This window comes from Holdemanella porci (assembly GCF_019052655.1).
Lineage (GTDB): Bacteria > Bacillota_I > Bacilli_A > Erysipelotrichales > Erysipelotrichaceae > Holdemanella > Holdemanella hominis.
The window spans coordinates 1-336 of sequence record NZ_JAHQVB010000195.1; the positions used below are offsets into that span (position 1 = coordinate 1).

Sequence of the window (336 nt, forward strand, 5' to 3'; positions counted from 1 at the left end):
AGCTCCTCTTTTGCAAATGGGTGGTAAGTGACAAATTATTACAGGCAGTGCTATAATTAGAACGCTTGTAGAAAGGCAAGCTCTTGAAGAGCTTCATGAGGTGAATAATCATCAAGAGGGACTTGGCGGTTCTGGTTATTCATCTCGTGAAACTCCGAACCGCCAAACACAAATGAATAAAAAAGAACGTAGAAAATATCCATCTTTACGTTCATTTACTTGGTCTGAAGATCCTGAAAAATCTGAAGGACAATTGCTTGTAGAAAATACTGTTCAAGAATGGTACGACGCTAAACATGCAACATCATCTATTTTTGAAATTGAATTTATAAATTC

The 336-nt window shown here is 36.6% G+C and carries 1 protein-coding gene; it reads left to right on the plus strand.

Translation table 11 applies throughout. The features are described 5' to 3' along the window. Positions 1-100: 100 nt before the first annotated feature. A partial coding sequence (locus KTQ83_RS12115; protein WP_217256979.1) for a hypothetical protein occupies positions 101-336 on the plus strand: 236 nt, incomplete at its 3' end.